19 protein-coding genes and 1 pseudogene are annotated in these 21,784 nt (G+C 67.7%); 6 read left to right on the plus strand and 14 right to left on the minus strand.

What is annotated here, in order from left to right:
- The 5 genes from AAG801_RS27045 to AAG801_RS27065 all read right to left on the minus strand — a co-directional run.
- Window positions 1-1,209 (minus strand): DEAD/DEAH box helicase (locus AAG801_RS27045; protein ID WP_341891160.1); only part of this gene is annotated, 1,209 nt, incomplete at its 3' end.
- A gap of 130 nt (window positions 1,210-1,339) precedes the next feature.
- The gene (locus AAG801_RS27050; protein WP_341891161.1) at window positions 1,340-2,230 is read right to left on the minus strand and encodes a neutral zinc metallopeptidase; all 891 of its coding nucleotides are present in this window, start codon (window positions 2,228-2,230) and stop codon (window positions 1,340-1,342) included.
- A gap of 122 nt (window positions 2,231-2,352) precedes the next feature.
- Window positions 2,353-2,919 carry a dCTP deaminase gene (gene dcd / locus AAG801_RS27055; RefSeq protein ID WP_101492662.1) on the minus strand — a complete coding sequence of 189 codons (567 nt, stop codon included), beginning with the start codon at window positions 2,917-2,919 and terminating at the stop codon, window positions 2,353-2,355.
- Window positions 2,920-2,999: 80 nt separating this feature from the next.
- A complete protein-coding gene (gene guaD / locus AAG801_RS27060; RefSeq protein ID WP_341891162.1) occupies window positions 3,000-4,286 on the minus strand; it encodes a guanine deaminase in 1,287 nt (428 codons plus the stop codon).
- 113 nt (window positions 4,287-4,399) lie between these two features.
- Window positions 4,400-5,524 carry a BMP family ABC transporter substrate-binding protein gene (locus tag AAG801_RS27065; RefSeq protein ID WP_341891163.1) on the minus strand — a complete coding sequence of 375 codons (1,125 nt, stop codon included), beginning with the start codon at window positions 5,522-5,524 and terminating at the stop codon, window positions 4,400-4,402.
- Between the two features lie 241 nt (window positions 5,525-5,765).
- Between AAG801_RS27065 and AAG801_RS27070 the strand changes: the two genes are divergently transcribed.
- Window positions 5,766-6,608, plus strand: a complete 843-nt coding sequence (locus AAG801_RS27070; protein ID WP_341891164.1) for a hypothetical protein — start codon at window positions 5,766-5,768, stop codon at window positions 6,606-6,608.
- Window positions 6,609-6,701: 93 nt separating this feature from the next.
- Window positions 6,702-7,937, plus strand: a complete 1,236-nt coding sequence (locus tag AAG801_RS27075) for an MFS transporter (RefSeq protein ID WP_341891165.1) — start codon at window positions 6,702-6,704, stop codon at window positions 7,935-7,937.
- Here the strand turns inward: AAG801_RS27075 and AAG801_RS27080 are convergent.
- The 3 genes from AAG801_RS27080 to AAG801_RS27090 form a co-directional block, all read right to left on the minus strand.
- Window positions 7,927-10,467: a penicillin acylase family protein gene (locus tag AAG801_RS27080; RefSeq protein WP_341891166.1), complete on the minus strand. Its 2,541-nt coding sequence runs from the start codon at window positions 10,465-10,467 to the stop codon at window positions 7,927-7,929. The genes AAG801_RS27075 and AAG801_RS27080 overlap by 11 nt on opposite strands.
- A gap of 102 nt (window positions 10,468-10,569) precedes the next feature.
- Window positions 10,570-11,379: a helix-turn-helix domain-containing protein gene (locus AAG801_RS27085; RefSeq protein ID WP_341891167.1), complete on the minus strand. Its 810-nt coding sequence runs from the start codon at window positions 11,377-11,379 to the stop codon at window positions 10,570-10,572.
- Window positions 11,380-11,483: 104 nt separating this feature from the next.
- Window positions 11,484-12,437, minus strand: a complete 954-nt coding sequence (locus AAG801_RS27090) for a LysR substrate-binding domain-containing protein (RefSeq protein ID WP_341891168.1) — start codon at window positions 12,435-12,437, stop codon at window positions 11,484-11,486.
- A gap of 105 nt (window positions 12,438-12,542) precedes the next feature.
- Between AAG801_RS27090 and AAG801_RS27095 the strand changes: the two genes are divergently transcribed.
- The gene (locus AAG801_RS27095; RefSeq protein WP_341891169.1) at window positions 12,543-13,835 is read left to right on the plus strand and encodes an MFS transporter; all 1,293 of its coding nucleotides are present in this window, start codon (window positions 12,543-12,545) and stop codon (window positions 13,833-13,835) included.
- Here the strand turns inward: AAG801_RS27095 and AAG801_RS27100 are convergent.
- On the minus strand, window positions 13,796-14,863 hold the full coding sequence (locus AAG801_RS27100; protein ID WP_341891170.1) for an adenosine deaminase: 1,068 nt from the start codon (window positions 14,861-14,863) through the stop codon (window positions 13,796-13,798). The genes AAG801_RS27095 and AAG801_RS27100 overlap by 40 nt on opposite strands.
- A 231-nt stretch (window positions 14,864-15,094) precedes the next feature.
- Here AAG801_RS27100 and fabA point away from each other — a divergent pair, with 231 nt between their 5' ends.
- From fabA to AAG801_RS27115, 3 genes are all read left to right on the plus strand, one after another.
- On the plus strand, window positions 15,095-15,610 hold the full coding sequence (gene fabA / locus AAG801_RS27105) for a 3-hydroxyacyl-[acyl-carrier-protein] dehydratase FabA (RefSeq protein ID WP_056574156.1): 516 nt from the start codon (window positions 15,095-15,097) through the stop codon (window positions 15,608-15,610).
- Between the two features lie 10 nt (window positions 15,611-15,620).
- Window positions 15,621-16,841, plus strand: a complete 1,221-nt coding sequence (gene fabB / locus AAG801_RS27110) for a beta-ketoacyl-ACP synthase I (protein ID WP_341891171.1) — start codon at window positions 15,621-15,623, stop codon at window positions 16,839-16,841.
- A gap of 104 nt (window positions 16,842-16,945) precedes the next feature.
- Window positions 16,946-17,344 carry a nuclear transport factor 2 family protein gene (locus tag AAG801_RS27115; RefSeq protein WP_341891172.1) on the plus strand — a complete coding sequence of 133 codons (399 nt, stop codon included), beginning with the start codon at window positions 16,946-16,948 and terminating at the stop codon, window positions 17,342-17,344.
- 6 nt (window positions 17,345-17,350) lie between these two features.
- Here AAG801_RS27115 and AAG801_RS27120 read toward each other — a convergent pair whose 3' ends face one another.
- The 5 genes and pseudogenes from AAG801_RS27120 to AAG801_RS27140 form a co-directional block, all read right to left on the minus strand.
- Complete coding sequence (locus AAG801_RS27120) at window positions 17,351-17,728, minus strand: hypothetical protein (protein ID WP_341891173.1); 378 nt, start codon at window positions 17,726-17,728, stop codon at window positions 17,351-17,353.
- Window positions 17,729-17,813: 85 nt separating this feature from the next.
- Window positions 17,814-18,983: a BMP family ABC transporter substrate-binding protein gene (locus AAG801_RS27125; RefSeq protein ID WP_101492674.1), complete on the minus strand. Its 1,170-nt coding sequence runs from the start codon at window positions 18,981-18,983 to the stop codon at window positions 17,814-17,816.
- A 52-nt stretch (window positions 18,984-19,035) separates the two neighbouring features.
- Window positions 19,036-19,956: an ABC transporter permease gene (locus AAG801_RS27130; RefSeq protein WP_101492675.1), complete on the minus strand. Its 921-nt coding sequence runs from the start codon at window positions 19,954-19,956 to the stop codon at window positions 19,036-19,038.
- Between the two features lie 2 nt (window positions 19,957-19,958).
- Window positions 19,959-21,101, minus strand: coding sequence for an ABC transporter permease (locus tag AAG801_RS27135; protein WP_341891174.1), 1,143 nt, complete (start codon window positions 21,099-21,101; stop codon window positions 19,959-19,961).
- Window positions 21,088-21,784, minus strand: a pseudogene (locus AAG801_RS27140) (ABC transporter ATP-binding protein); the annotation flags it as partial. The pseudogene AAG801_RS27140 and the gene AAG801_RS27135, both read right to left, overlap by 14 nt.

A 21,784-nucleotide genomic window follows, 5' to 3' on the forward strand; every position in this document is an offset into this window, starting at 1 on the left:
GCCGGCCTCGCCCTCTTCGCGCCAATGGCGGCGACCGTCGTTGATGCGGCCGCGTGGGCGGTCTTCCTCGAACTCCATGGCTTCGAGTTCGATCGGCTTCTTGATCAGCTTCTCGATGTCGGCCACGAGGCGCGCATCGTTGCCGCCGCTGGCGAAGCTCACGGCCAGGCCCGAAGCGCCGGCACGGCCCGTGCGGCCGATGCGGTGCACGTAGTCTTCGGCGTTGAACGGAATGTCGAAGTTGAAGACGGCGGGCACGTCCTTGATGTCGAGGCCGCGGGCCGCGACGTCGGTGCACACCAGCAGGTCGACTTCGCCGGCCTTGAACGAGGCGAGCGCCTTCAGGCGTTCGTCCTGGCTCTTGTCGCCGTGCAGTGCGGTGGTACGCAGACCGTCGCGCTCCAGCGAGCGTGCGAGGCGCGCGCAGCCGAGCTTGCTGTTGACGAACACGAAGGCCTGCGTAATGCCGCGCTGCTTGACGATCTGCTTGAGCGCACGGCGCTTGTCGTCGTCAGAGACGCTGTAGAAGTGCTGCTCGACGGTGGAGGCCGTTTCGTTCGGCCGCGCCACTTCGATGGTGACCGGGTTCTGCAGGTAGCTGCTGGCCAGCCGCTTGATCTCAGGCGAGAAGGTGGCCGAGAACAGCAGCGTGGTGCGCTGCTTGGGCAGGTAGCTCAGGATGCGCTGCAGATCGGGCAGGAAGCCGATGTCGAGCATGCGGTCGGCCTCGTCGAGCACGACGTATTCGACCTGGTTGAGCACCGCGTTCTTGGCTTCGATGTGATCGAGCAGCCGGCCCGGCGTGGCCACGAGCACTTCGACGCCCTTCTTCAGCTCCAGCGTCTGCGGCTTCATGTCGATGCCGCCGAATACCACCGTGCTGCGCAGGTTGGTGTACTTGGCGTACAGCTTGACCTGTTGCGCGACTTGGTCGGCCAGTTCACGCGTGGGCAACAGCACCAGCGCACGCACCGGATGCCGCGCGGGCGAGGTGGAAGCGTTTTCGTGCTTGAGCATGCGCTGCAGCAAGGGGAGCGAAAACGCCGCCGTCTTGCCGGTGCCGGTCTGCGCGGCGCCCATCACGTCCTGGCCTGAAAGCACCACCGGAATGGCCTCTGCCTGGATGGGCGTCATGGTCTCGTAGCCCATTTCGGCCACGGCGCGGGCCAGCGGTTCTGCCAGCGAAAGATTGGAGAAGGACATTGTCATTGAGCCTTCTATTGTCGCATTGCCGCAAAAAACGGCAGTGACAACGAAACGACAACATCCGCGCGGGCCGAATTGCTATTTATTCAATAGCAAAAACCCCAATGAATCCGGGGCTCTCAGGACACAATCTTTACAGATTGCGCGCGTTGAAGGTGTCGCAGGACTTCATTTCACCCGTCTGATAGCCCGTGCCGAACCACCGTTGGCGCTGCGCACTGGAGCCGTGGGTGAAGCTGTCGGGCACCACGGCGCGGCCTGCGGAACGCTGCAAAGCGTCGTCGCCGATCTTCTGCGCGGCGTTCATGGCAGCCTCGATGTCGCCCGGATCGAGCCACTTCTTCGACTCCTGCGAGTGGTGCGCCCACACGCCCGCGAAGCAGTCGGCCTGCAGCTCGACACGCACGCTGATGGCGTTGTTCTGCGCCTGGCTCAGGCGCCCGCGCATGCCGTCGACCTTGGCGGTGATGCCGATTTCGTCCTGCACGTGATGGCCGACCTCGTGCGCGATGACGTACGCCTGCGCAAACTCGCCGGGCGCGCCGAGCTGGTTCTTGAGGGTGTCGTAGAACGCGAGGTCGATGTAGACCTTCTTGTCGCCCGGGCAGTAGAACGGCCCCATGGCCGATTGCCCGGTGCCGCAGGCCGTGGGCGTGGCGCCGCGGAACAGCACGAGCCGGGGCGCCTGGTAGGTGCCGCCGTTCTTGCGGAAGAGATCGGTCCAGACCACCTCGGTGTTCTTCAGCACGGTGGAGACGAAGGCCGCTTCGCGGTCGCCGGTGGGCGGCTTGGGCGCCGGGCCCTGCTGTTGCTGCTGCACCTGGACCGGGTCGCCGCCGCCGCTGAGCAGGCTCAGCACGGTGAGCGGATTGATCCCGAAGACCCAGCCCGCGATGAGCGCGACCGCGATGGTGCCGATGCCGATGCTGCGGCCGCCAAACAGGCCGCCACCACCGCCGCCGCCGCCCCCACCGTCACGGCGGTCTTCGACGTTGTCGGATTGTTCGTTGCCTTCCCATCTCATCGCAGTCTCCTTGCCGGCTTGCTGATCGGAGTATTTGCCGGAACGTCGCAGGATGGTACTTGCCCTGACGGCCGGTGGCGTAACCGGCGGTCAGGAGGCGCGCAACAGTGCGTCAGTGCGCGTCAGGTCTTGGGCAGCGTGACGCCGCGCTGGCCCTGGTACTTGCCGCCGCGGTCCTTGTAGCTGGTTTCGCAGACCTCGTCGCTCTCGAAGAACAGCACCTGCGCGCAGCCTTCGCCCGCGTAGATCTTGGCGGGCAGCGGCGTGGTGTTGCTGAACTCCAGCGTCACGAAGCCTTCCCATTCGGGCTCGAACGGCGTCACGTTGACGATGATGCCGCAGCGCGCGTACGTGCTCTTGCCCAGGCAGATGGTGAGCACGTTGCGCGGGATGCGGAAGTACTCCACCGTGCGTGCCAGCGCGAAGCTGTTCGGCGGAATGATGCAGTAGTCGCCGTGCATATCGACGAAGCTCTTCTCGTCGAAGTTCTTTGGGTCGACCACGGTGCTGTGGATGTTGGTGAAGACCTTGAATTCAGGCGCGCACCGGATGTCGTAGCCGTAGCTCGAGGTGCCGTAGCTGATGATCTTGTGGCCGTTGTTCTCGCGCACCTGGCCCGGTTCGAAGGGGTCGATCATTCCTTCGTTTTCGGCCATGCGCCGGATCCATTTGTCGCTCTTGATGCTCATATGCGCTCGCTGATGCTGCTGCGGGGGAATCGGGGCCGAATTGTGGCATGGGCGCCCTGCGCGCCCTCCCCCGGCGCAGATCAGCCCGCCTGCGAAATCACCGTGCGCTCGACAAGCCGGTCGTCGCCCAGCACGATCATCGCGAACAGCAACTCTTCGAGGTTGTTGGCCAGCGAGGTCTTGCGCGCCAGCAGCGGCGTGGCGGACGGGTTCAGCACCAGGAAGTCGGCCTCGCAGCCCGGCTGCAGGTTGCCGACCACGCCGTCGAGCCCCAGCGAGCGCGCCGCGCCGCCGGTGTGGTGCCACCACAGCCGCGAGGGCGCGATGCTCAGGCCGGTCTTGGTCTGGCCCTCGCGGCCCACGTAGTACGCAGCCAGCATGGTGTGGAAGGGGCTGAAGCTGGTGCCGCCGCCCACGTCGCTGGCCAGGCCGTACGGCTGCTCGATGCGGTCGGCCGCGCCGAAATCGAAGAAGCCGCTGCCCAGGAACAGGTTGCTCGTGGGGCTCACGGCGGCGGCCGTCTTCGTCTCGTGCATCAGCGCACGGTCGGTGTCGTCCAGGTAGATGCAGTGGGCGTACACGGCGCGTTCGCGCAGCAGGCCGAAGTCGGCGTACACGTCCAGGTAGGAGCGCGACTTCGGGTACAGCTCGCGCGCCCACTTCACCTCGTCGCGGTTCTCGGCCACGTGCGACTGGATCCAGGTGTCGCCGTACTTCGCAGCCAGCTCGCCGGCACCGCGCATCTGCGCGTCGGTGCTGGTGGGCGCAAAGCGCGGCGTGATGGCGTAACCCAGGCGGTCGACGTTGTGCCACTTGCGGATCAGCGCCTCGGTGTCGACCAGGCTTTGCTCGGTGTCGTCACGCACGCCGTCGGGCGAGTTGCGGTCCTGCAGCACCTTGCCGGTGATCATGCGCAGCTGGCGGCGCTGCGCGCTCTCGAAGAAGGCGTCGACCGAGGCGACGTGCGAGGTCGCGAAGGTCAGCGAGGTGGTCACACCGTTGCGCAGCAGTTCGTCGAAGAACACGTCGGCCACCACGCGCGCATGCGCGGGGTCGGCGAACTTGGCTTCCGCCGGGAAGGTGTAGTTCTCGAGCCAGGGCAGCAGGCCGGCGGCGGGCGCGCCGATGATGTCGGTCTGCGGGTAATGCACGTGCATGTCCACGAAGCCCGGCGCGAGGATGCGGCCCGGCAGGTGGGTGGTGTGGGCGCCGGCATGGCGCTGCGACACGTCGGCATGGCTGCCGGCGTCGAGCACGCGCTGGCGGCCGGTGCTGTCGGGGGCGACGACCAGCAGGCCGTCTTCATCGAAGACGGGCAGGCCGGCGGCGTCGAATCGCAGGAGGGAGGCGCGGTAGGCTTTTTTCATCGTGGATTCGGAGGGTAATCCAGCCCCGGACGGCGGGAATTGCCCTGCGCGTATGAGTGCTATACGCGGAACGCACTCTTCAGACGCAGGGGACAGGGGGCGGCGCTCAGCGCCTACCGTGCCACCCGCCCCTGCACACCCTCGGCGAGCCAGTTCATCTGCAGGATCTGCTCATCACTGAGCTGCACGCCCTTGGCGATCGCGACACGGCCTTCGTTGTCGCGCACATCGGTGGTCACTGCACGGAACGGCTGCAGCTTGCCCGCCGCGATGTCCTGCTGGCGCGCCAGCACCTCCTGCTGCACGGCCTTGGGCACCTTCGTGCCGAAGTCGCCGACGCGGATCATTCCTTCCTTCACGCCGCCCCAGAGGTTGCCGCTCTTCCAGGTGCCGTCGAGCACCGCCTTTGCGCGCTGCGTGTAGTAGCCGCCCCACTGGTGCGTGACCGCGACGATCTGCGCGTCGGGCGCGATCTTGCGCATGTCGGAGTGGTAGGCCACGGCCATCTTGCCGCGCTCCTGTGCGGCAGCCATCACGGCGGTGGAGCCCGTGTGGAAGGCGAGCACGTCGGCGTTCTGGTTGAACAGCGCCATCGCCGCGTCGCGCTCCTTCGGCGGATCGAACCACTCGTTGAGCCACACCACGACCACCTTGGCCTTCGGGTTCACCGAGCGCATGCCGAGCGTGAAGGCGTTGATGCCCTGCAGCACCTCGGGAATCGGAAAGCCCGCCACGTAGCCGGCCACACTGGTCTTCGTCATGCGCCCGGCCGCGATGCCCGCGAGGTAGCGGCCTTCGTAGTAGCGGGCGTTGGCGGTGGCGACGTTGGGCGCGGTCTTGTAGCCGGTGATCGACTCGAACTTCACGCCGGGAAAGTCTTTCGCGACCTTCAGCGTCGGCTCCATGTAGCCGAAGCTGGGCGTGAAGATCAGCTGGCTCCCCTGCTGTGCAAGGTCGCGGATCACGCGCTCGGCGTCGGCGCCCTCGGGCACGTTCTCGACGAAGGTGGTGTTCACGCGCGGGCCCAGCGCCGCCTCGACGGCCTTGCGGCCCTCTTCATGCTGGCGCACCCAGCCGGCATCGGTGACCGGCGTGACGTAGACAAAGCCGATCTTCAGCGCGTCCTTGGCCAGGGGCGGCTTCGGCGGTGCGGTCTGTGAAAAGGCGGGGGATAAGAAACAGAAAAAACAGGCGGTCACCCACGCCAGAACGGCGCGGCCCGCGAGGTTTTTGTACATGGTGGTCCTCTACATGGCCCCGGTCGAACAAGAAACCCGCAGCCGGCCGGGACGCCCGGCTGCGGGGGGCGCATTTTAGTGCGTTGCGATGAGGCGATGGCCCGCACGGCCACGCTCCGGACGGGCCTGCGATTCTCGGGTTTCGCGTGTGTTGGTCACATTTAGGTACACCAAGTTACGATCAGCCGTCGGGCGCCCAACAGCCCTCGCGCGACACCCTGCCCCTTCAAACGGAGTCCCCATGGTTACCCTCCACAGCGCCCTGCAGCACAGCGGCGAACCCCACGTTCCTGCCGCGCGAGGCACGGCCGCCGGCAAGATCTGCGTTGTCGTCGCATTCGCCGTCTTCGCCACCGGCTGCACCACCACGATCACGTACACGCCGCGGGTCAACAAGGACGCGCCGCAAACCTTGAAGTACACCAACGGCGTCGGCGTGCTGTCCGAGAAGGACGAGACGCGCGAAGTCTTCGCCTACCCGCGCTTCAAGGCACAGCAGCCGACAGAGCCGACCTTCACGATCGGCTACGCCAACAACACCGCAGGCGCGGTGGACTTCAGCACCGACAACGTCAAGGCGTACTTCCGTGGCGCGCCTGTGCAGATCTACACCTACAACGAACGGGTCGCCGAGATCCAGTCGGAAAAGCAGGCCAAGCAGGTCGCGTTGGCCATCCTCGGTGGACTGGCGGCAGGCGCGGCGGCCTATGGCGCGTCACGCCAGACCTACCGCTCGAACTACTCCGGCTACGTGGCCGGACGCCGCGGCGTGTCGAGCTTCGCGGGCTCGAACACCGTGCGCGTGTACGACCCCGTGAGCGGCATCCTGGCCGGCGCGGCCGTCGGCGGGGCCACCGTGCTCGGCATTCGGCAGATCGAATACAACGCGCAGAACCAGGAACAGTCGGCGAACGCGATCCTTCAGCTGAACACGGTGGAGCCGCTGCAGATGGTGACGGGCGACCTGATCCTGAAGAACTGCTGCGACCCCTATCCCTCGCCGAACGACGTGATCCGGCTCGAGGTCACCGCCAGCGACAAGACCTCGGTCTTCGAGTTCGTGCGCACGCCAGTGCGGCGGTAACGCGCAACGCGCCCCCTTCGGGCGCCGCGATGGGGGCCGCCGCGAATCGGCAGTGCGGCTTCTGCGCCTCGCGCCACACAATCGGTTCGCCCCATGACGAACCCGATCACCCCCGCCAGCCACGCGCACTGGCAGCGCAACCTCGCCGTCTGCATGTTCGGCTCCTTCACCACCATCGTGGCGATGACGCTGCTGCTGCCCTTCCTGCCGCTGTATGTCGAGCAGCTGGGCGTGAAGGACCATGCGGCCATCGTGCAGTGGTCGGGTGCGGCCTACGGCGCCACCTTCTTCAGCGCGGCGCTGGTGGCGCCGCTGTGGGGGCGCCTGGCCGACCGCTACGGCCGCAAGCCGATGCTGATCCGCGCGAGCCTGGGCATGGCGGTGGCGATGGCGCTCATCGGCATGGCGGGCAACGTGTGGCAACTCGTGGGCCTGCGGCTGCTCGCGGGCCTGCTGGGTGGCTATGCCTCGGGCTCGATGGTGCTGGTCGCCACGCAGACGCCGAAGGACCGCACCGGCTGGGCGCTGGGCACGATGTCGTCGGCCATCATGGCTGGCAACCTCGTGGGCCCGCTGGTGGGTGGCGTGCTGCCGCCACTGATCGGCATCCGCGCGACCTTCTTCGCGGCGGGCGCGATGATCTTCGTGGCCTTTCTCGCGACTGCATCCCTGATCCGCGAGGAGAAGAAAGCGCCCACCGCCGCCAAGCAGCACGGCGTCGCCGACACCGGCTGGGCCGCCATTCCCGACAAGCGTCCGCTCATCGCGATGCTCTTCACCGGCATGCTGCTGATGCTGGCCAACATGTCGATCGAGCCGATCATCACGGTCTACGTCGCCACGCTGGTCGAAGACACGCAGCGCGTGACGATGATGGCCGGCCTCGTGATGTCGGCCGCCGCGCTCGGCAGCATCCTCTCGGCCTCGCGACTGGGCAAGCTGGCCGACCGCGTGGGGCACTGGAACGTGATCGTCGGGTGCCTCGCGGTGTCCGCGCTGCTGCTGATTCCGCAGGCCTTCGTCACGTCGGGCTGGCAGCTGGTGGTGCTGCGCTTCCTGATGGGGCTGTCGCTCGGCGGGCTGCTGCCCTGCATCGCAAGCGTGATCCGCCACAACGTGCCCGAGCGCGTGGCCGGCAACATGCTCGGCTACTCGACCTCGGCGCAGTACACGGGCCAGGTGGCCGGCCCGCTGCTCGGCGGCTTCGTGGGCGGGCACATCGGCATGCGCGCCGTGTTCCTCGGCACCTGCGTGCTCATGGCCGCAGGCGCCGGGTGGAACTGGCTCGCGCAGCGAGCCGCGTCCCGTACGTCGTCCGCTACTCGCTGACGACGGCGCTGCGGTAGGCCGCGTCGCCCTTGATCTCGGCTTCGGAGAACGGCACCTTGAGCCACTTCCCGGCGCTGTAGGCGCGGGTGTAGTCGGCGTTGTGCGCCGAGGCCGGGTCGTCCGACAACGAGAACGTCAGGAAGGTGTGGGCTTCCACGCCGCCTTCGGGGAACCGCACGATCTGCATGTAGCTGTTGCCATTCGGGTTGGCGTCCATGGTGTAGCCGCCCTGGTCGAGACGGTTCTCCGAGCACGCGATGGTGAAGTAGCCGGGGCCATGGCAGCCGCCGTACAGCGGGATCTTCTGGCCGCCTCGGGTGGCGAACAGGTAGTCGCCGCGCTGCGCATCGAGCGCGAAGCCGCTGGCCTCCACGCGTGCGACGGCCGCGCCGAAAGCCTGCTGCAAGGCAGTCGTTGCACCCGCGTTCAGGTCGCGTGGCGTGTGGATCGGATCGCTCGCGCTGAACGGCACGTTGTAGAGCGTGGCCGACGACTGCTTGGACGCACGGCTCCAGAACTCGTCCCAGATGTGCGCACCGCGTGCACCGGTCACGCCGGTGTTGTTCCAGGCCCGCAGGGCCGCGCAGGCCGGCCCGGTGTCCACGTCGCGTCCGACGACGCCGCCCAGCGGATCGTTGCCCACGGTGATCTTCGGCGACGCGCACACCATGGCCAGCGCCTGGTCCTTGAACAGCTCGGCCGTCAGCACCCGGCTGTTGAGCACCATCTGCTTGACGGTGTCGGCGGTGGCCACCTTACCGGCGTAGTTGTCGGTGCCGTCGAGGCGCCCCTGCGCCATCAGGTTGCCCAGCCGCGTGCGGAAGGTCACGGGGTCGGTGCCGGCCGGCCCCATGATGTCCGGGAAGCCGGTGAGCGGCGCCTTCGGGTTCGCCAGCCAGTAGCTGTCGTTCATGTTGGCCACGTAGTCGTCGCGCAGCAGGCTGGGCATGCGGGCGGCGCCAAGTGCGCCCTTCTGCGCCGAGTCGGCATCGGTCTGCCAGTCGCACTCGCTCTTCGAACCGTCGAAGAACGGCACGCGCGGCAGCGAGGCGCCGGCCGCCGTGCCCAGCGGCGTCGTGCAGCTGGCCACCTGGGCGGGCGACACGTTGGGAATCGCGCCGATGTCGGCATACCAGGCCTTGGCCGCGCCGCGCCCCACAGCCACGGTGTTGACCCACGGAATGGCCGCTTCCTCGCGCTGGATGGCGATGAACTCATCGAGCGACTTCGCCTGGTTCCAGCGCAGCCAATTCTTGAAGGTGCGGTAGTTCTCGCCGTTGATGTCGCGGATCGCGAAGGCCGTGGTCTGGCTCCAGGCGAACGGCGCACCAAAGGCCGTGAGGTTGACCATCGGCCCGTACTCCGACTTGTAGAGCGTGCGTGTCACAGGTGCCACGCTGCCGTCGCCCTGTTTCACGTTGACGGTGATGTTGAGCGCCTGCATCTTCACGGGCTTGCCGTCGCGCATGTAGCTGGTCGGATCGCCCGCCGCGAGCTTCAGTTCGTAGAAGCCGAAGCGCCGCGCGGTCGACACCGTGTGGCTCCACGCGATGTTGTCGTTGAAGCCGATGAGGATCACCGGAATGCCGAGGAACGAGGTGCCGCTGATGTTGAGCTGGCCCGGAATCGTGAGTTGCGCCTGGTAGAAGCGGTCGGGCCCGCGCCAGTACCAGTGCGGGTTGCCGAAGAGCAGCGGGCTGCTGTCGCCGGTGGCGGCCGTGCCGAAACCGATCATGTTGCTGCCCACGCCCTCCTTGCCGCCGACCTGCAGCTCAGGCTCGGGCACGTTGACCGCCGCCAGCTGCAGCGCGCCCTTCTTTGCGCCGCTGCGCGCGGCCATCTTGGTGGGCGCTGCCGGCGCGGGTGCGATCGCGTTGGCGATGTTCGGCAAGAAGTTGCTGTAGCCACCCGCGAGGTTGGCCGCGTACATGCGGCGGTAGATGTCCTCGGCGGTGATGGGCTTCACCCAGGCTTCGCTGCGGCAGGCTTCGTGCGCAGTGCCGCCGGCCTTCACGTCGCGCACGTAGCGGTTGTAGCCGGCGGCGAAGCCCTCGACCAGCTGCTTCAGGTTGTCGGGCTGGGCCGCGATCATCTTCTCGAGCACATCGGCCGAGATCACCTGCTTGTGGAAGAAGTCGGAATCGATGTTCTTTGGCCGCGCGATGGTGCTGCTGGCCACGAGCTGCGCGTCGCCGCCGAAGTACTCCGAGCGCTCGCCGCGGTAGGTAAGAAACGAATCGGCCATCGTGCACAGGTCGTCTTCAGCCTGCGCAAAACCGTAGCCGTAGCCCACGCCGGGCCAGTTGTCGGCCTTGATGTGCGGCACGCCCATCGCGGTGCGGCGGATCTCTGCCTTGTAGCTGCCTTCGGCCGGTGGGTTGGTGGGCGGGTTGCCGCCGCCGGGAAAGAACGGGAACCCGCCGCCTCCTCCACCACCGCCGCCGCAGGCGGTGAGCGCGGCCGCCGTGGCGAGTGCAATCGGGGCAAGCAAAGACCGCGGCATGGCGCCGCGCGAGGCTGTCTGTCTCATTGTTGATGTCTCCGGTTGATGCTCTCTTGATGGAGCACCGCCAGCTTAGGCACGCAGACCGGCTGCGGCTTGAACGCAGCCGCTGTCATGCGGACAGGAGACTCAGTGAACGGTGGCGTCGCCCCACGCGTGCGACGCGTGCGCATCGGCCGTCACACGCACCTGGTTCGCCAGGAACGACGGCGACAGGCCGAAGTAGCGCTGGAAGGTGCGGCTCATGTGCGCCGCATCGGTGAAGCCGCTGACCAGCGCCACGTCGGTCAGCGGACGGCGTTCGGTGAACTGCTGCACCGTGCGACGCACCTTGGTCCACAGCGCATAGCGCTTGATCGACACGCCCACCTGCTGCGCGAACAGGTGCGTGAGCCGGTCGGGCGAGAGAAAGGCCAGCGCCGACAGCTCGCGCAGCGGAATCTGCCCTGCGCGTGCGCGGATGGCCTGCAGCACGCGTTCGATGCGCGGGTCGATGGCGGCCTGCAGCTCGGGGCTCTCGGTGATCGACGTGACCAGCTTCGCGCTCAGCATCTGCAGGCGCCGGTCGGACAGCGCGCCGTGCTGCGCCGGTTCGAAGTCGTCGCGTGCGCGGCCGAAGCGGCGCGCATCGATCGGCTGGATGCCGTGGCCGCCCATGTGCCGCGCGAGCATGCGGTAGGCGCTGGAGGCCGGGTCGAGGTTGAGCGACAGCAGCCCGCAGCCGTCGACGTCGAGGCGACGCGACACGTGCGGCCCCACCAGCGCGGCGGTGCAGCGCACGCGCGTACCGTCGACCGCCTCGAGCGTGAAGGGGTGGCCGCTCACCGACGCCAGCAGCGTGGCCGACGAACGGGCCGTGAGTCCCGACTGGATCGCCGGTGTGATGTAGAGGAACCTGTCGTCCCACAGGTGCAGGGAGTTGTGCCGCGTAATGGTCATGCCGCCTCGCTTGGTCTTGTCTCTTGCGCTTGTTGTCTTGTCTCTCGCGGCGGATTCTCACGCATTGCGGCCACGGCGCCGGCAAGGGCCCGCACCCCGCGGGGTCAGCGCGGTGGCACCGTCTGCAATTGCGCGTGCTGGCGCACCGCCTCCAGCAGCAGCGTGGCCAGCCGGCTCGCCGGCGCCTCGGCGCGGGCCTGCGCGCGGTACAGCACGAGCGAGATCTGCGGCAACGCCGGCAGCGAAAGCACCGAGCGGTCGAGCGTGCGCACATGCGAGGGCAGCCCGAACGGCGTGCGCACCGTCAGGCCCAGCCCGGCCGAGGTGGCGGCCCACAGCGCCGCCAGGCTGGCGCTGCCAAAGGCCCGGCGCCACGGCAGGCCGGCGCGGTCGAGCGCGGTGATGACGATCTCGCGCAGCGGGCACGGGGCGTCGAGCATGATGAGCGGCAGCGGCTCCTTGCTCTTGACCGCACGAACGCCCGCGCGGTGCTCGCGCTCGGTCCACCAGGGCGCATCGACGCGCTCGGGCGCGGTCGGGCCGATCCACAGCAGCGGCAGCCGCGCCACGCGCTCGGCGTACGGCGACAGCGGCTGGTCGCCGGCGTCCCATGCCAGCGCCAGGTCGAGCTGGCCCAGCTCGAGCCGCTCGCGCAGCTCGCCGCTGCGCGCCACGCAAGCCTCGATGCGCACCTTGGGATGCGCACGCGCAAAGCGGCCGAGCACGGCCGGCAGCAGCGTCTCACCGAAGTCTTCCTGCAGGCCCAGCCGCACCCAGCCTTGCAGGTCGACGCCGCGCAGGGCGGCGCTGGCCTCGTCGTTGAGTTCGAGCATGCGGTGCGCGTAGGCCAGCAGCGTTTCGCCGGCATCGGTGAGCGCCAGGCCACGGCCCTCCTTGCGGAACAGCACGGTGCCGGCCTGCGCCTCCAGCTTCTTGAGCTGCGCGCTCACGGCCGAGGTCGAGCGGCCGAGCTTGTCGGCCGCGCGCGCGTAGCTACCCAGCGCCATGCCGGTGGAGAAGGTGCGCAGCACGTCGAGATCGAACATCACCTGGGTCATTGCGGGTCCTTGCGTCGGTTCTTTCATCGTCCCGAATTTCAGGACGATTCGCCCATTATTTTCTGATTTTCAAAACCTTTGCAGCGGCGGACACTGCGCCGCAACATGACACATTCGACCGCTTCTTCCCCCGCGTTTTCACCCCGCCACCGCTGGAAGGTGCTCGCCGCCGGCGTGGCCGCCAACGCGGCCTTCTCGGTCGCCTTCAGCGGCATCCCCATGACCGCCGTGCTCATGCGCACCGGCTACCAGCTCGACAACGCCGCGCTCGGCCTGGTGCTCGGCCTCATGGGCCTGGGCATCGCCGTGAGCGAGCTGCCGTGGGGCCTGCTGACCGACCGCTGGGGCGACCGCCCCGTGCTGTTGGCCGGCCTGGGCAGCACGGCGATCGCGCTGGTGGCGATGGCGCTGTGGGCCGCGCCGGGGCACGGTCATATTCCTGGCCTTGGCGTGCTCGGTGCGGGGCTGTTGCTGGTCGGCCTGCTCGGCGGCAGCGTGAACGGCGCCAGCGGGCGCGCGGTGATGACCTGGTTCGACGCCAGCGAGCGCGGCCTCGCCATGAGCATCCGACAGACCGCTGTGCCGCTGGGCGGCGGCATCGGCGCGCTGGTGCTGCCTTTCGTCGCCCTGCACTTCGGCTTTGCTGCGCTGTACGGCCTGCTCGCGCTGCTGTGCGCGCTGAGCGCGGCGATGAGCTGGGCCTGGGTGCACGAGCCGCCGATCACGCCTCATCAAAAGACCACCGAGGCCGCCGCGCCGAAGACCGGCCCGCTGCGCGACGTGCGCGTGTGGCGCATCGTGGCCGGCATCGGCATCCTGTGTGCGCCGCAGTTCGCGGTGCTCTCCTTCGGCACGGTGTTCCTGCACGACTTCGGCCACGTGGGGCTGGGCACGATCACCGCCGCGATGGTCTTCGTGCAAGTCGGCGCGATGGCGATGCGCGTGTGGAGCGGTCGATGGACCGACCGCCGCCGCAACCGCCCGGCCTACCTGCGGGCCTGCAGCGCGCTCAGCGTGGTGCTGTTCGCGGGCCTGGCTGCGCTGGTGATGGCGGCGGGCACCGAGCCGCCGTCATCCGCGCTGCGTGGGGCGCTGATCGCGCTGCTGGCCCTGAGCGGCGTGTGCGTGTCGGCCTGGCACGGCGTGGCCTACACCGAGCTGGCCACGCTGGCCGGCGCGGCGCGCGCCGGCACCGCGCTGGGCATGGCGAACACCAGCGTGTTCCTCGTGTGCTTTGTCACGCCCTTCTCGATTCCGCACCTGCTGGCGCTGCAGGGCTGGCCGGTCGTGTGGCTGGCGGCCAGTGCGTGTGCGCTGGTGGCGGTGCCGCTGCTCGTGCCGCGAACCGCGGCGGCGGATCAGAAGCTCGCGAAGACCGCGTTGAGCCGGTCGACGTAGGCGCGCTTGGCCGCGGCGTCGATGAAGCTGCCCTCGAAGCTGTTCGCCGCAAGCTGCCAGGCCTGCTGCACGCCGAGCCCGGTCGCGGCGAAGGTCTGCGTGAAGTTCTGGTTCATGTAGCCGCCGAAGTAGGCCGGGTCGTCCGAATTGACGGTGGCGACCAGCCCCGCCTCGAGCAGCGCGCCCAGGTTGTGCTGCGACAGGTCGGGGAACACGCAGAGCTTGAGGTTCGACAGCGGGCACACGGTGAGCGGAATGCGGTCTTGCGCCAGCCGCTTCATCAGCGCCGGGGCTTTCGCGCTCCGCACGCCGTGGTCGACGCGCTCGACCTGCAGCACGTCGAGCGCGCTCCACACGTAGGCCGGCGGCCCCTCTTCGCCCGCGTGCGCGACGAGGTGGAAGCCCAGCGCGCGGCAGCGCGCGAACACGCGCGCGAACTTCTCGGGCGGGTGGCCGACTTCGCTCGAGTCGAGCCCCACGCCGATGAACTTGTCGCGGTACGGCAGCGCCTGCTCCAGCGTCTCGAAGGCTTCTTCCTCGCTCAGGTGGCGCAAAAAGCACAGGATGAGCGAGGCGCTCACGCCCAGCTTGGGCAGCGCATCGACGCACGCGCGGTGCAGGCCGTTGACCACCGTGTCCATCGCCACGCCGCGCGCCGTGTGCGTCTGCGGGTCGAAAAACATCTCGGTGTGCACCACGTGGTCGGCGGCGGCGCGCTCCAGGTAGGCCCAGGCCATGTCGTAGAAGTCCTGCTCTTTCAGCAGCACGCTGGCGCCGGCGTAGTAGATGTCGAGAAAGGTCTGCAGGTTGGTGAACGCGTAGGCCTTGCGCAGTTCTTCGACGCTGGCATACGGAATCGAAACGCCGTTTCGCTGCGCGAGCGCAAAGATCAGTTCGGGCTCGAGCGAGCCTTCGATGTGCATGTGCAGCTCGGCCTTGGGCATGGCGCGCAGCAGCTCGGGCAGGCGTTCGGCGGGAATGCGCTGCGCGAAGCTGGGGTCGAACAGGGGGCGGCTGAAATCGGTCATGGGCGTGGGAAATCGACGTTGTGATCGCGCACAGCATAAGGGCAGACACCCTGCGCGGCATTCCCGAAAACGTATACGCTGCCCACCCCTTTTCCCCCAAACTGATCTGGGTCAAATCGGGCCGCGCAGGATGCGATAGGCTTGGACCCCGGCAGGCCCGGCATCGGGTGTGTTCCCTCCAATCCGCGCGCAGCGGCATTTATGCCCTGGCGCCGTCCTTGATCGAATCGCATGACCCTACAAAACGCCTTCACCCGCGAAGACCTGCTGCGCTGCAGCCGCGGCGAACTGTTCGGCCCCGGCAACGCACAGCTGCCCGCCCCGAACATGCTGATGGTGGACCGCATCACCCACATCAGCGCCGAGGGCGGCACCTACGGCAAGGGCGAACTCACGGCCGAACTCGACATCACGCCCGACCTGTGGTTTTTCGCCTGCCACTTCGAGGGCGACCCGGTGATGCCGGGCTGCCTGGGCCTGGACGCCATGTGGCAGCTGGTCGGCTTCTTCCTCGGCTGGCAAGGCCTGCCGGGCCGCGGCCGGGCCCTGGGCTCGGGCGAAGTGAAGTTCACGGGCCAGGTTTTGCCGACCGCCAAGCTCGTCACCTACAGCATCCAGATCAAGCGCGTGCTCAAGGGCAAGCTCAACCTGGCCATCGCCGACGGCTCAGTGAGCGTCGACGGCCGCCAGATCTACACCGCCGAGGGCCTGCGGGTCGGCGTGTTCACTTCCACCGACAACTTCTGAGGGTTTTGCCATGCGACGCGTCGTCATCACCGGTCTGGGCATCGTTTCGTGCCTGGGCAACGACAAGGAGACCGTCTCCGCCAACCTGCGTGCCAGCCGTCCCGGCATCCGGTTCCAGCCGGCCTATGCCGAAATGGGCCTGCGCAGCCAGGTGGCCGGCTCCATCGACCTTCCCCTCGAAGACCTCATCGATCGCAAGCTGTATCGCTTCGTCGGCCACGCGGCAGCGTATGCCTACCTGGCCATGAAGGACGCCATTGCCGATGCCGGCCTGACCGAGGAGCAGGTGTCCAACCCGCGCACCGGCCTCATCGCCGGCTCGGGCGGCGCCTCCACGCTGAACCAGATGGAAGCGCTCGACCTGCTGCGCGAAAAGGGCGTCAAACGCGTCGGCCCCTACCGCGTGACGCGGACCATGAGCAGCACCGTGTCCGCCTGCCTGGCCACGCCGTTCAAGATCAAGGGCCTGAACTACTCCATCGCCTCGGCCTGCGCCACCAGCGCGCACTGCATCGGCAACGCCATGGAGCAGATCCAGATGGGCAAGCAGGACATCGTGTTCGCCGGCGGCGGTGAAGAAGAACACTGGACCCAGTCGTTCCTGTTCGACGCCATGGGCGCGCTGTCCACCAAGTACAACGACACGCCTGAAAAGGCCTCGCGCGCCTACGACGCCGAGCGCGACGGCTTCGTCATCGCCGGCGGCGGCGGCATGGTCGTGGTCGAGGCGCTCGACCACGCACTGGCACGCGGCGCAAAAATCTACGCCGAAATCGTCGGCTACGGCGCCACCTCCGATGGCTACGACATGGTCGCGCCCAGCGGCGAAGGCGCCGTGCGCTGCATGCAGATGGCCATGGCCACCGTCGACACGCCCATCGACTACCTGAACACCCACGGCACCTCGACGCCCGTCGGCGACGCCATGGAAATGAAGGGCGTGCGCGAAGTCTTCGGCGACAAGGCGCCGGCCATCAGCTCCACCAAGAGCCTGTCGGGCCACTCGCTGGGCGCCGCGGGCGTGCACGAGGCGATCTACTGCCTGCTGATGATGGAAGGCAACTTCATGGCCGGCTCGGCCAACATCGAAGCGCTCGACCCCGAAGTGGCCGACATGCCGATCCTCACCGCCACGCGCGAGAACGCCACCGTCGACACGGTGATGAGCAACAGCTTCGGCTTCGGTGGCACCAACGCCACGCTGGTGCTGAAGCGCTGGCAAGGCGCGTAAGAAGAACACCTGCCGGTCCCGTCGCGCCCGCGACGACGGGCCCGCAGGTGCTTCGCTAGACTGGGTTTCCCGTTCTTCCATCCACCGCGCGAGGAGACAGACCCATGGCGATCGACACCCTTTCCACCTGGCACCGGCTCGTCAAGTCACGCGACGTGGCGGGCCTGGACACCCTGCTGGCCGACGACGCCGTCTTCCTGTCGCCCGTGGTGCACCGGCCGCAGGTCGGCAAGGCCATCACGAAGCAGTACCTCGCCGCGGCCTTCCAGGTCTTCTTCAACGAGAGCTTCCGCTACGTGCGCGAGCTCCAGGGCCCGAACGACGCGGTGCTCGAGTTCGAACTCGAGCTGGACGGCATCGCCATCAACGGCGTCGACATGATGAAGTGGAACGCCGACGGGCAGATCACCGAGTTCAAGGTGATGCTGCGCCCGCTGAAGGCGGTGAACCTCATTCACCAGAAGATGGCGGCGCAGCTGCAGGCGGCTGCCCCGCAAGCCTGAGCCCGCTCAGGGGCAGGCCAGTTCCGTCTTGGCCACGGCACACAGCCGGGCCTTCTCGGCCGCGGGCAACGTGAGCCCCGGCATCAGCCCGTCCAGCCGCAGCACCGCCGGGTAGATGCGCGTGTCCTGCGGGTTCTTGCGGTAGGCGCGCAGCACCAGCTGCTGGCTTTCCTTGCCGCAGTGCTGGCGCTGCTGGCGCGCCACTTCCTTGTCGTGTGCCGACCCGTCGCCATTGAATTCGCCGGCGAAGTGAAAGCACATTTCCGCATCGTCCACGGCCTTGCGCAGGCGCTGCTCGTCTTTCGAGAACGTCGGCGGTGCGGCGAACGACATCGACACGGCCAGCAGTGCCGCGCCTGCCACCATGACTCCTTGCAGCTTCATGAGATGAACCTCTTGTCTGAATGAAAAAAGGGCCGTCCGCAGACGACCCTTCTCGTGGCAATCGCCGAAGCGATCGATCCAATGATTACTTCTTGTCGCCGCCCGGCACCTTGCCTTCGACGCCCTTGACGTAGAAGTTCACGCCCGACAGGAACTTGTCGTCGGCGACCGCGTCCTTGGCGATCAGCTCCTTGCCGTCCTGGCCGACGATCGGGCCCTTCCAGATCGAGAAGCTGCCGTCCTTCAGGCCCTTCTTGATTTCGTCGACCTTGGCCTTGGTTTCGGCCGGCACGTCTTCGGCGATCGAGACGATGTCGATGGCGCCTTCTTTCACGCCCCACCAGGTCTGGCCCGTGGCCCACTTGCCGTCCAGCGCGTCTTGCGTGGTCTTGATGTAGTACGGCGCCCAGTTGATGATGGCCGAGCCCAGGTGGGCCTTCGGGCCGTAGGCGGTCATGTCGGAGTCCCAGCCGAAGGCGCGCTTGCCCTTTTCTTGCGCTGTCTTGAGCACGGCCGGCGAGTCGGTGTTCTGGAACAGCACGTCGGCGCCGCCGTTGATGAGGGCGGTGGCGGCTTCGGTTTCCTTGGGCGGGCTGAACCACTCGTTCACCCACACGACCTTGGTCGTGATCTTCGGGTTCACCGACTGCGCGCCCAGTGTGAAGCTGTTGATGTTGCGCAGCACTTCGGGAATCGGCACCGAGCCGACCACGCCCAGCGTGTTGCTCTTGGTCATCGAGCCGGCGATCACGCCGGCCATGTACGCGCCTTCGTAGGTGCGGCTGTCGTAGGTGCGCATGTTCTCGGCGGTCTTGTAGCCGGTGGCGTGCTCGAACTTCACGTCCTTGCTGTCGTTGGCGACCTTGAGCATGGGCTCCATGTAGCCGAAGGTGGTGCCGAAGATCAGCTTGTTGCCCTGGCCCACGAAGTCGCGGAACACGCGCTCGGCGTCGGCCGACTCGGGCACGCTTTCGACGAAGGTGGTCTTGATCTTGTCGCCAAATTCCTTCTCGAGCGCCTTGCGGGCGTTGTCATGCGCGAAGGACCAGCCGCCGTCGCCCACAGGGCCGACATAGGCGAATGCGATGTTCAGCGGAGCGGCCGGTGCGGGGGCCGGAGCGGCTGCGGGCGCCGGTGCCGGCGGTGCAGCGGGAGCGGCCGCCTCTTCCTTCTTGCCGCAGCCGATGAGGGCCGCCGAAGCCACCGCGGTGAGTGCCGCGAGCTTGAGCAGGGAACGCTTGTTCAGATCATTCATTGTCGAAATCCTCAGAAGAAAAGGACGGGTTGGCAAAAAAACGAGAACGCGATTATGAGCCGGGGTAGAACGGTTTCCCCATCGATGCCGGCATGTTGATGCGGATGAAGGCGGGGTTGCGCGAGATCAGCGCCAGCACCACGATCGGCGCGATGTACTGGGCCATGCTGAGGAACTGCGAGGGCACGTCGACGCCGCTGCTCTGTAGGTGAAAACCGAGCATCGAGACGCCGCCGAACAGGTAGGCGCCGAGCAGCACGCGGATCGGGCGCCAGGTAGCAAACGTGGTCAGCGCCAGCGCGATCCAGCCACGGCCGGCGACCATGCCCTCGACCCACAGCGGCGTGTACACGGTCGACAGGTACGCGCCCGACAGCCCGCACAGCGCACCGCCCGCGATCACCGCCAGGAAGCGGATGCGCCGCACCGGATAGCCCAGCGCATGCGCCGACTCGGGCGACTCGCCCACCGAGCGCAGCACCAGGCCGGCGCGCGTGCGGTACAAAAACCAGATGAGCCCGATGGTCAGCAGCACGGCCACGTACACCATCGGGTGGTGGCGGAACAGCGCCGGGCCGGCCAGCGGAATGTCGGCCAGCACAGGAATGGCGAAGGGCGTGCTCTCGGGCAGCTTGGCCTGCACGAAGCTGATGCCCGCGAAGGCCGAGAAGCCGACGCCGAACAGGCTCAGCGCGAGCCCCGTGGCGTACTGGTTGGTGTTGAGCCAGATCACGAGCACGCCGAAGAATGCGGCGAGCAGCGCACCGGCCGCCATGCCGGCCAGAAAGCCGAGCCAGGGGTTGTGCGTGATGACCACCGTCGCAAAGCCCGCGATGGCGGCGCAGAGCATCATGCCCTCGGCACCGAGGTTGACGATGCCGGCCTTCTCGTTGATCAACAGGCCCAGCGCCGCGATGGCGAGCACGGTGCCCGCGCTCAGGGTCGAGCCCAAGAGGAGTGCGTAGCTTTCCATGGTCAGTGACCCCCTTCGGTGGTGGCTGCGGGCGCGGTGATCGGCGTGCTGGCTTGCAGCGAGGCCGTGGTCATGGTCGCGGCCTTGGCGCCGGCCTTGCGGCGGATGCGGTAGGCGATGAGCGTGTCGCAGGCCAGCAGCGTGAACAGCAGCAGGCCCTGGAACACGCCGGTGAGCGACTTGGGCAGGCCCAGGCGCGACTGCGCGAGTTCGCCGCCGATGTAGAACATGCTCATCAGGATGGCCGAGAAGATCATGCCCACCGGATGCAGCCGCCCGACGAAGGCCACGATGATGGCCGCGAAGCCGTAGCCCGCGGGCACGTACGGCGTGAGCTGGCCGATGGGGCCCGCCACTTCGAGCGCGCCCGCCAGGCCGGCCGCACCGCCCGAGGTGAGCAGCGCGATCCACACCGCGCGGCGTGCCGAGAAGCCCGCATAGCGCGCCGCCGCGGGCGCCAGCCCACCAACCTGTTGCGCAAAGCCCGCGCGCGTGCGGAACAGGAACACCCACAGCGCGCCCGCGCCGACGAGCGCGATGATCAGCCCGATCGACACGCGCGAGCCCTTCATGAGCCGCGGAATCTGCGTCACCGCCTCGAAGGTCTTGGTCTGCGGAAAGTTGTAGCCCTGCGGATCTTTCCAGGGGCCGAAGACCAGGTAGCTCAGCATCAGCGTGGCCACGTAGACCAGCATCAGGCTCACGAGGATTTCGTTGGCGTTGAACTTGTCGCGCAAAAACGCGACGATGCCCGCCCACACCATGCCGCCCAGAATGCCCGCCAGCAGGATGGCCACGACGATCCAGCTGCCGGTGCTCTTGTCGGCCAGCAGCGCCACGCCGCCCGCTGCGATGGCGCCGCAGACGAACTGCCCTTCGGCGCCGATGTTCCAGACGTTGGAGCGAAAGCACACGGCCAGGCCGAGCGCAATGATGAGCAGCGGCGTGGCCTTCACCATCAGCTCGCCGATGGCGTAGCCGCTCTTGATGGGTTCGTAGAAGAACACCTGCAGGCCCTTGACCGGGTCCTTGCCGAGCGCGGCGAACAGCGCCACGCCGATGAGCACGGTGATCAAGAGCGCCAGGATCGGCGAGGCAAAGCTCCAGAAGCGCGACAGCTCCGGGCGGGGTTCAAGCTTGAGCATGCGCGCCCTCCTTCTTGTCGTTCTTGTCAGGCTGCGCCTGCGTGTTGTTCTTGCCAGGCTGCGCCTGCGGCCACAGGCCGCTCATCCACTCGCCGATCTGCGGCAGCGTGGCCGCCGCGCGGTCGATGGAGGGCGACAGCCGCCCTTTGGCGATCACGTGCAGCCGGTCGCAGATGTTGAACAGCTCGTCGAGCTCCTCGCTGATCACGAGCACGGCACAGCCGGCGTCGCGCAGCGCGAGGATCTCGGCATGGATGAGCGCGGCCGCGCCCACGTCCACGCCCCAGGTCGGTTGCGAAACGATGAAGAGCTTGGGGTTGGCATCGATCTCGCGACCGACGATGAATTTCTGCAGGTTGCCGCCCGACAGCGAACGCGCCGCCGCGTTCGGGCCGCCGGCCTTCACCTTGAAGCGTTCGATGATGGAACGCGCCTGCTTGTCGAGCTCGGCGGTGCGGATCCAGCCGCCCTTGCCCACGGCATTGCTGCGCGTGAGCAGCAGGTTGTGCGCCAGGCCCAGCGTGGGCACGGCGCCGCGCCCCAGCCGTTCCTCGGGCACGAAATGCAGGCCCAGTGCGCGCCGGGCGCGCGGGCGCAGCCGGCCGGCCGGCTTGTCGAACACGCGCACCATGGCGGACTCGGCGCGAACGTCTTCGCCCGAGAGCGTGTACAGCAGTTCCTTC

The organism is Variovorax sp. YR752 (genome assembly GCF_943372545.1).